General features: G+C 68.9%; 7 protein-coding genes. 6 read left to right on the forward strand and 1 reads right to left on the reverse strand.

All coding sequences use genetic code 11. The features are described 5' to 3' along the window. Positions 1-56 precede the first annotated feature (56 nt). The 6 genes from VKN16_11450 (at position 57) to VKN16_11475 (ending at position 6,206) form a co-directional block, all read left to right on the forward strand. Positions 57-1,523, forward strand: coding sequence for an amidohydrolase family protein (locus VKN16_11450; GenBank protein HME94819.1), 1,467 nt, complete (start codon positions 57-59; stop codon positions 1,521-1,523). Positions 1,524-1,572: 49 nt separating this feature from the next. Then, positions 1,573-2,310, forward strand: a complete 738-nt coding sequence (locus VKN16_11455; GenBank protein HME94820.1) for a transporter substrate-binding domain-containing protein — start codon at positions 1,573-1,575, stop codon at positions 2,308-2,310. A gap of 14 nt (positions 2,311-2,324) precedes the next feature. Next, positions 2,325-3,542 carry a type I restriction-modification system subunit M N-terminal domain-containing protein gene (locus VKN16_11460; protein HME94821.1) on the forward strand — a complete coding sequence of 406 codons (1,218 nt, stop codon included), beginning with the start codon at positions 2,325-2,327 and terminating at the stop codon, positions 3,540-3,542. Between the two features lie 251 nt (positions 3,543-3,793). After that, positions 3,794-4,357 carry a restriction endonuclease subunit S gene (locus VKN16_11465; GenBank protein HME94822.1) on the forward strand — a complete coding sequence of 188 codons (564 nt, stop codon included), beginning with the start codon at positions 3,794-3,796 and terminating at the stop codon, positions 4,355-4,357. Between the two features lie 234 nt (positions 4,358-4,591). Beyond that, the gene (locus VKN16_11470) at positions 4,592-5,959 is read left to right on the forward strand and encodes a DUF222 domain-containing protein (protein HME94823.1); all 1,368 of its coding nucleotides are present in this window, start codon (positions 4,592-4,594) and stop codon (positions 5,957-5,959) included. 31 nt (positions 5,960-5,990) lie between these two features. Then, positions 5,991-6,206, forward strand: a complete 216-nt coding sequence (locus tag VKN16_11475) for a hypothetical protein (protein HME94824.1) — start codon at positions 5,991-5,993, stop codon at positions 6,204-6,206. 142 nt (positions 6,207-6,348) lie between these two features. Here VKN16_11475 and VKN16_11480 read toward each other — a convergent pair. After that, positions 6,349-6,827 (reverse strand): PPOX class F420-dependent oxidoreductase (locus VKN16_11480; GenBank protein HME94825.1); only part of this gene is annotated, 479 nt, incomplete at its 5' end.

Below are 6,827 nucleotides of genomic sequence, written 5' to 3' on the forward strand. Positions count from 1 at the left end.
GGAGTACCATGCCCTCTCGACGACCCATCCCCCACTCTTGCGCTGGAGGCCTCGCGATGACGCACAACGGCCACCTGGACGCCCGCACGCTCCGCGCCCGCCTCACCCATCCGGTCATCGACGCCGACGGCCACTGGCTGGAGTATTCGCCGGTGATGCGGGAAGAATTCCGCCGCATCGGCGGCGACGCCGCGGTCGAGGGCCTGGCCCTGGCGAGCCAGCGCGTGCCCAACTCGCTCAAGATGACGGTGGCCGAGCGCAACCGGCGCCGCGTCGGGCAGGAGGCGTTCTGGTCGTCGCCGTGCGAGAACGTGCTCGATCGCGCCACCGCCATGATGCCGCGGCTCATGCACGAGCGGCTCGACGAGCTGGGCATCGACTTCTCGGTGGTCTATCCGACCGCGGGGCTCTCCTATCACCGCATGCAGGACACCCGGCTGCGCCGGGCCATCTGCCGCGCCTACAACGTGTTCACCGCCGATCAGTTCCGCGGCCTCGAGGACCGCGTCATCCCGGCCGCGATCATCCCGATGTACACGCCGGAGGAGGCCATCGAGGAGATCGAGTTCGCGGCGACGGAGCTCGGCTACAAGGTCATCATGGTCGGCGGCATGATGCGCCGCCCGGTGCCCGCACTCGCCGAGGAGCGCCCGGACGCGGCCGGCCTCGTCGAGTGGTACGACGTCATCGGCATCGACAGCCCGCACGACTACGATCCGGTCTGGCGGACGTGCCGCGAGCTGCGGCTGGCCCCGAGCTTCCACAACGGCGCCCGCTCGATCCTGCTGCGCAACTCGCCGTCGAACTTCTGCTACAACCACATCGGCCATTTCGCCTCGGCCGGCCACGCGGTGGCCAAGGCGCTGTTCTTCGGCGGGGTGACCCGCCGCTTCCCCGATCTCAACTTCGCTTTCCTCGAGGGCGGGGTGGGCTGGGCCTGCATGCTCTACGCGGATCTCATCGGCCACTGGGAGAAGCGGAACGGGCAGGCCATCCAGTCGACCCATCCGAGCCGGCTCGACCGCGGCCGGCTGCTGGAGCTGGCCCAGCAGTACGCGCGGCCGGAGGTGGTGGAAGCGGTCCGGCGCGGCGAGGGCCTGGAGGGCGACTCCAACTCCACCCTCACCGGCGGCGTGGAGGACGTCGACGACTATTTCCGCTGCCGCATCGAGAAGAAGCAGGACATCCGCGATCTCTTCGTCCCGCGCTTCTACTTCGGCTGCGAGGCCGACGATCCCACCAACGCGTGGGCGTTCAACACCGCGGCCAATCCGATGCGCGCCCGCCTCAACGCGATCTTCAGCTCCGACATCGGCCACTTCGACGTGCCGGACATGACCGCGGTGGTGCCCGAGGCCTACGAGCTGGTCGAGCACGGGCTGCTCGGCGACGACGACTTCCGCGACTTCATGTTCGGCAACGCGGTGCGCTTCTGGGGCGAGGTCAACCCCGACTTCTTCAAGGGCACCGCGGTCGAAAAGGCCGCCGCCGAGGTGCTGGCGCAGCCCGCCGCCCGGCGATGACCCGGAGGCCGTGGCGCCGGTCGGCGGAATTCTGCTAGCATCCAGCGCCATGGCCGACGTCACTCCCGCGGTTCGCGCCGATCTCGCGCCCACCGGCACGCTCCGCGCCGCCATCAACTACGGCAACGCGATCCTCGCCACGAGGGACCGGGCCACCGGCCAGTCGCGGGGCGTGGCCGTCGACCTGATGCACGACATCGGCGAGCGCCTGGGCGTGCCGCTGGCGATCGTGCCGTACGACAGCGTGGCCGCGATGGGCGACGCCGCCCCGACCGGCGTGTGGGACATCGCGTTCCTCGGATCGGACCCGGCGCGCGAGAAGCTCATGGGCTTCACCGCCGCGTACCTCGAGATCGAGGCCACCTACCTGGTGCCGGGCGCCTCGCCGCTGCGCACCGCCGCCGACGTCGATGGCGACGGCGTCCGCGTGGCCGCGCCGGCGCGGGCCAACTACGAGCTGTTCCTCGGCCGCAACCTGAAGCGGGCGACGCTGGTGTCGACGCCGAGCGGCGACGCCGCCTTCGAGATGCTCGCGGCCGGCCGGGTGGAGGCGCTCGCCGGGCTGACCCAGAGCCTGCTGGGCCTCGTGCCGAAGCTGCCCGGATCGCGGCTCGTCGAGGGACGCTTCATGGGCGTCCAGCAATCCATCGCGGTGCCGAAGGGCAAGGACGCGGGCCTGCGCTACCTGCGCGCGGTCGTGGAGGACGCCAAGCAGTCCGGGCTCGTCGCGCGCGCCATCGAGCGCACCGGCGCCAACGGTGTGTCGGTGGCGCCGCCCGGGCCATAGTCCGCACAGCGCCAATGACCCATAGCGAGATCGTCAGCTTCCTCTGGGGCGTCGCGGACCTCATTCGCGACACCTTCAAGCGCGGCAAGTACCAGGACGTGATCCTGCCACTCACCGTCCTGCGCCGGCTCGACTGCGTCCTAGCCCCCTCCAAAGAGAAGGTGCTTCGCCGAAAGGAAGATCTCCGCGGCAAGGGGCTACAGGACCTGGATGCGCAGCTCCGCCGGGCATCCGGCTTTGCCTTCTACAACACCTCCCGCTACGACTTCGACAAGCTCCGCGCCGACGCCCCCCAGCTCGCGGCCAACCTGCGCAACTACATCGCCGGCTTCAGCCCGAATATGCGCGAGGTGCTCGAGCGCTTCGACTTCGACAACACCATCAGCAAGCTGAACGAGGCCGGCCTGCTCTTCAAGGTGCTCGAGCGCTTCAAAGCCGTCGATCTTCATCCCGGGGTGGTCGACAACGCCACGATGGGGACGATCTTCGACGGCGACACCCGCACGGTCACCCGTGACGGCGTCAAGGAAGAGGCCGTGGTCAGCAAGATCTTCCCGACCACCCACTTCGGGTTCCGCAAGATCACGGTCGAGCGCCCCTTGCGTCTCAACTTCCACGCCACTCCCGCCCGTCTCGCGCGCTTGGAGCACGAGCGCGGCTTCCTGGCGCTGGCCCAGTCGAAGAAGGAGAGCGCGGCCGGCGCCAAGGAGCAGGCCGCCGGCCGCGAGCAGCAGGAGGCGATCCGTGCCCTGCTGCGCACGCTGCCCCCGACCCTCTACAAGGACCGGCGCGGGTTCGAGACCGCGTTGGAGGCAGCAGCGCGCTCGGCCAGCGTGAAGATGGCGTCCCCGGTAGCGCGGGCCATCCTCGCCGCCCTGTCCGAGCGCGATGAGTCGGCGGCCATCTGCCGCGACCCGGCGGGTGCCGCAGAGCCGGATCCCGAACTGCGTGACACCGAGAGCGTCCCCCTCGCCGAGCCGGTCGAGGCGTTCTTCGAGCGCGAGGTCAAGCCGCACGTCCCCGACGCCTGGATCGACACCGCTCGCCGCGACGACAAGGACGGCCAGGTCGGCATCGTCGGCTACGAGATCAACTTCAACCGCTACTTCTACCGCTACACCCCGCCCCGTCCGCTGGAACAGTTCGAGGCCGACATCAAAGCGCTGGAGAAGGACATCGTCCGCATGCTGGCCGAGGTGACGGGGACGACGGCACGGGACGTGGTTGAATGAGTCCGGCCCGACGTCCCGGCGATCGGCGGCCGTCGTACGAGAGCTACAAGGATTCTGGTGTTCAGTGGCTCGGCTCAATCCCTACCCACTGGACCACTTCACGACTCAGAGCGACTGATCGAGCTACTCCAGGACAAGCGTGCCGCCCTTATCACACGGGCGGTCACCGGTGGCCTCGACCCAACCGTTCCGATGAAGGCCATTGGGACCTGAAGCGACTCTGGCACCTGACGCCTTCCGATCGGCGAATCATGTATGGGATCGTGCTTCCGGGCCCAAGCGTCGAGGACGGTATCCCGATCGTCAAGGGTGGCGACGTCAATTCGGACCGTTTGCGCCTCGAACGCCTCAGCCGGACGTCCCGGGAGATCGAGTCCGGGCATGTCAGGTCGGGGCTTCGTGGAGGGGACCTCGTCTTCGCAATCCGAGGCAGTATCGGGGAAGTTGCAATGGTTCCCGAAGAACTAGAAGCCGCAAATCTCACCCAGGATGCCGCGCGCGTAGCCTACATCCCAGCTCTCCATGGGCCTTGGCTCCTTTATGCGCTGAAGTCTTCATCTGTCTTTGCTCAGCTCGACGCCGGAGCACTCGGGGCGACCATTCGGGGCATCAACATCCGCGACTTGAAACGTGTATCTCTCCCGATACCACCAAGGCAGGAGCAAGAAGGTATCGCAGCGTTTCTGGATACCAAGACCGCTCAGATTGACGTCCTCGTCGCCAAGGTTCGGAATGCGATCGAGCGGCTGAAGGAGCTACGGACTTCGCTCATCTCCGCCGCGGTGACGGGGAAGATCGACGTCGGTCGGGCCTGAAGGCCCGCGAGGTTGATTCCACTTTCTACTTGACGGCCTCATCCGGAAGGCCTGGACACAGCCGAGCTCTAGCCGGATTTGCCTATCCAGTCGTCCATCCCCACCGCCTGCTCGTTGACCGGCCTCCATCCCACGACGAATCATCTCCCGCTCGACGATCGCCCGTCCTGACCGCTCCGCGGCGCTCTCCAACTGCGGGGTTAAAGTTGGCGAAGATCACACGGGAGATGCGCCATGGAAATCCTCACAGGTGAAGGGGGTCTTCTCTGCAACCCGCAGCGTATCCAGGAACTGGACCGTCTCGGCGACGAGATCGCCGAGCTGTCGGCGCATCTGGACGCCGCGACGGCTCGGCTGCTGGAGCTGATCCGCGAGTTCGACCGCCGCGGGGGCTGGAACACCGGCTTCAGATCGTGCGCGGAATGGCTGACGTGGCGGGTCGGGCTGAACCCGGGCGCCGCCCGCGAGCGCGTGCGGGTGGCGCGGGCCCTGGGCGCACTGCCCCGCCTGGCCGACGCGCTCTTCCGAGGGGCCCTCTCCTACTCCAAGGTACGAGCGCTGACTCGTGTGGCCACGCCGGAGACGGAAGAACGGCTCCTGGCGGTCGGGCGAGCGGGGACGGCCGCGCATGTCGAGCGCATCGTGCGGGGCTGGCGGCAGGTCGACCTCTCGGCGGAACGCCGGGTGGCCGCTCAACAGCATGCCCGACGCGGACTGTACCTGTTCGAGGACGAGGATGGCACGGTCATCGTGCGGGGACGGCTCGCGCCAGAGGTGGGAGCCCTGCTACGGCGCGCGCTCGAGGCCGGCCGTGAGGTGCTCTATCAGCGAGCACGACAGGAGGGGCCGGTCGGCGCAACGGACCCAGCGACGGAGCCACCGACCAGAGCCCAGCAGCAGGCGGATGCGCTCGCCCTCGTGGCGGAGACGGCATTGCATCAGGGTCTGGACCCGGGAACCCCGGGCGAGCGCTACCAGGTGGTGGTGCACGTGGATGCCCCGGTGCTGGCGGATCCGACGCAGCCGGGGCAAACGGTGCTGGAAGACGGGATCCGCGTTTCCGCGGAAACGTCCCAGCGCCTGGCGTGCGACGCGAGCCGGGTGGTGCTGCGGCACGACAGCGAGGGACGCGTGGTGGAGATCGGGGCGAGAACCCGGACCATCCCGCCGGCGCTCCGACGAGCGCTCCAGCAGCGGGACCGGGGCTGCCGCTTCCCCGGCTGCGGGGTTCGGGTCACCCAGGGCCATCATCTTCACCACTGGGCGCAGGGTGGCCCGACAACGCTCTCCAACCTGGCACTGCTCTGTCGACGGCATCACCGCGCGGTCCACGAGGAGGGATACCAGGTCGAACGTTACTCGGACGATGGCTTGCGATTCCGACGCCCCGACGGAAGGGAGTTGCCCGAGGTGCCAGCACCGGGTGCCGTGCCTGCGGAGCCGGTAGAAGCGATCCGGGCTTGCCATGCGGCGCAGGGACTCTCCATCGACGCCAGGACCGGGCGATCGGCCTGGCTGGGCGAGCGCCTGGATCTGGGCTGGACATTGGAGGTACTGCGCCCGCTGGCCAGTGGAGCGCCATCGGGTCCGTCCGGAAATTGAGTCCCTGGCTTAAGATGGTCCCGGCGCAGGGATGGAGATCTCCGAGCGGAGCTTCGAGGACGCCATCGAGCAGGGGTTGCTCCAGCACGGCCCCGATGCCGCCGCCGCGGCTGGCAGGGCTCGCGAGACCCTGTCGCCGTATGGCGACGTACCGGGAGGCTACCGGCGCCGGCGGCCCGAGGACTACGACCGCACGCTCTGCCTTCCCCCGCGCGATGTCGTGGACTTCGTCCTGGCCACCCGCTGAAGTGGAAGGGCATGGAGGCAAGCCCCGAGGGAGACTTCTACGTCCGCAGTGGCCCGGGCAGCGTACGCCTTGCGCCGGACAGCGCCCGCAAGTACGTCCGGACGCGGTTCAGGACGGGCGGCGGATCGCCCTGAGCACTGCCCTACCGCGTCCGGCCGCCCGGGGCGTGCACGAACGGCAGCCGCGCGAACTTGACCCGGTCCGCCTCGATCACGAGGGTGACCGCGTCGGGGTTCCGCCACGGGAACGGCTTGCCGGTGTACTTCTGCGCGGTCTCGTCCTTCACCACGAACGTCGGGTCCGGCCGGCGCTCGACCACCCGGCCGCGGATCTGCGCCTCGACGTACGGGTTGCCGCCGTCCACGATGGACAGCGCCACCCGCGGGTCGCGGCGGGTGTTCTTCGCCTTGAGCGAGCCCTCCCCCGTCCCGACCAGGATGCGGTCGCCCTCGCGGGTGACCCACACCGGCGCCGACTGGGGCGAGCCGTCGGGCATCACCGTCGCGAGGTGGGCGAAGTTGGGTCCGTCGAAGAGCCGCTTGACGTCGTCGGTGAGCGTGATGGCCATGTCTGTCTCCAGGGGCGCCGCGGGTTGTCCGCCGTTTGGGGGAGTGAAAGGCT

The sequence above is a fragment of the Candidatus Methylomirabilota bacterium genome, assembly GCA_035315345.1.
Lineage (GTDB): Bacteria > Methylomirabilota > Methylomirabilia > Rokubacteriales > CSP1-6 > CAMLFJ01.

Bases quoted from the DNA above. Each gene is read 5' to 3' on its own strand.
- VKN16_11450 (HME94819.1), top strand. From the start codon at position 57: ATGACGCACAACGGCCACCTGGACGCCCGCACGCTCCGCGCCCGCCTC.
- VKN16_11455 (HME94820.1), top strand. From the start codon at position 1,573: ATGGCCGACGTCACTCCCGCGGTTCGCGCCGATCTCGCGCCCACCGGC.
- VKN16_11460 (HME94821.1), top strand. From the start codon at position 2,325: ATGACCCATAGCGAGATCGTCAGCTTCCTCTGGGGCGTCGCGGACCTC.
- VKN16_11465 (HME94822.1), top strand. From the start codon at position 3,794: ATGTATGGGATCGTGCTTCCGGGCCCAAGCGTCGAGGACGGTATCCCG.
- VKN16_11470 (HME94823.1), top strand. From the start codon at position 4,592: ATGGAAATCCTCACAGGTGAAGGGGGTCTTCTCTGCAACCCGCAGCGT.
- VKN16_11475 (HME94824.1), top strand. From the start codon at position 5,991: ATGGAGATCTCCGAGCGGAGCTTCGAGGACGCCATCGAGCAGGGGTTG.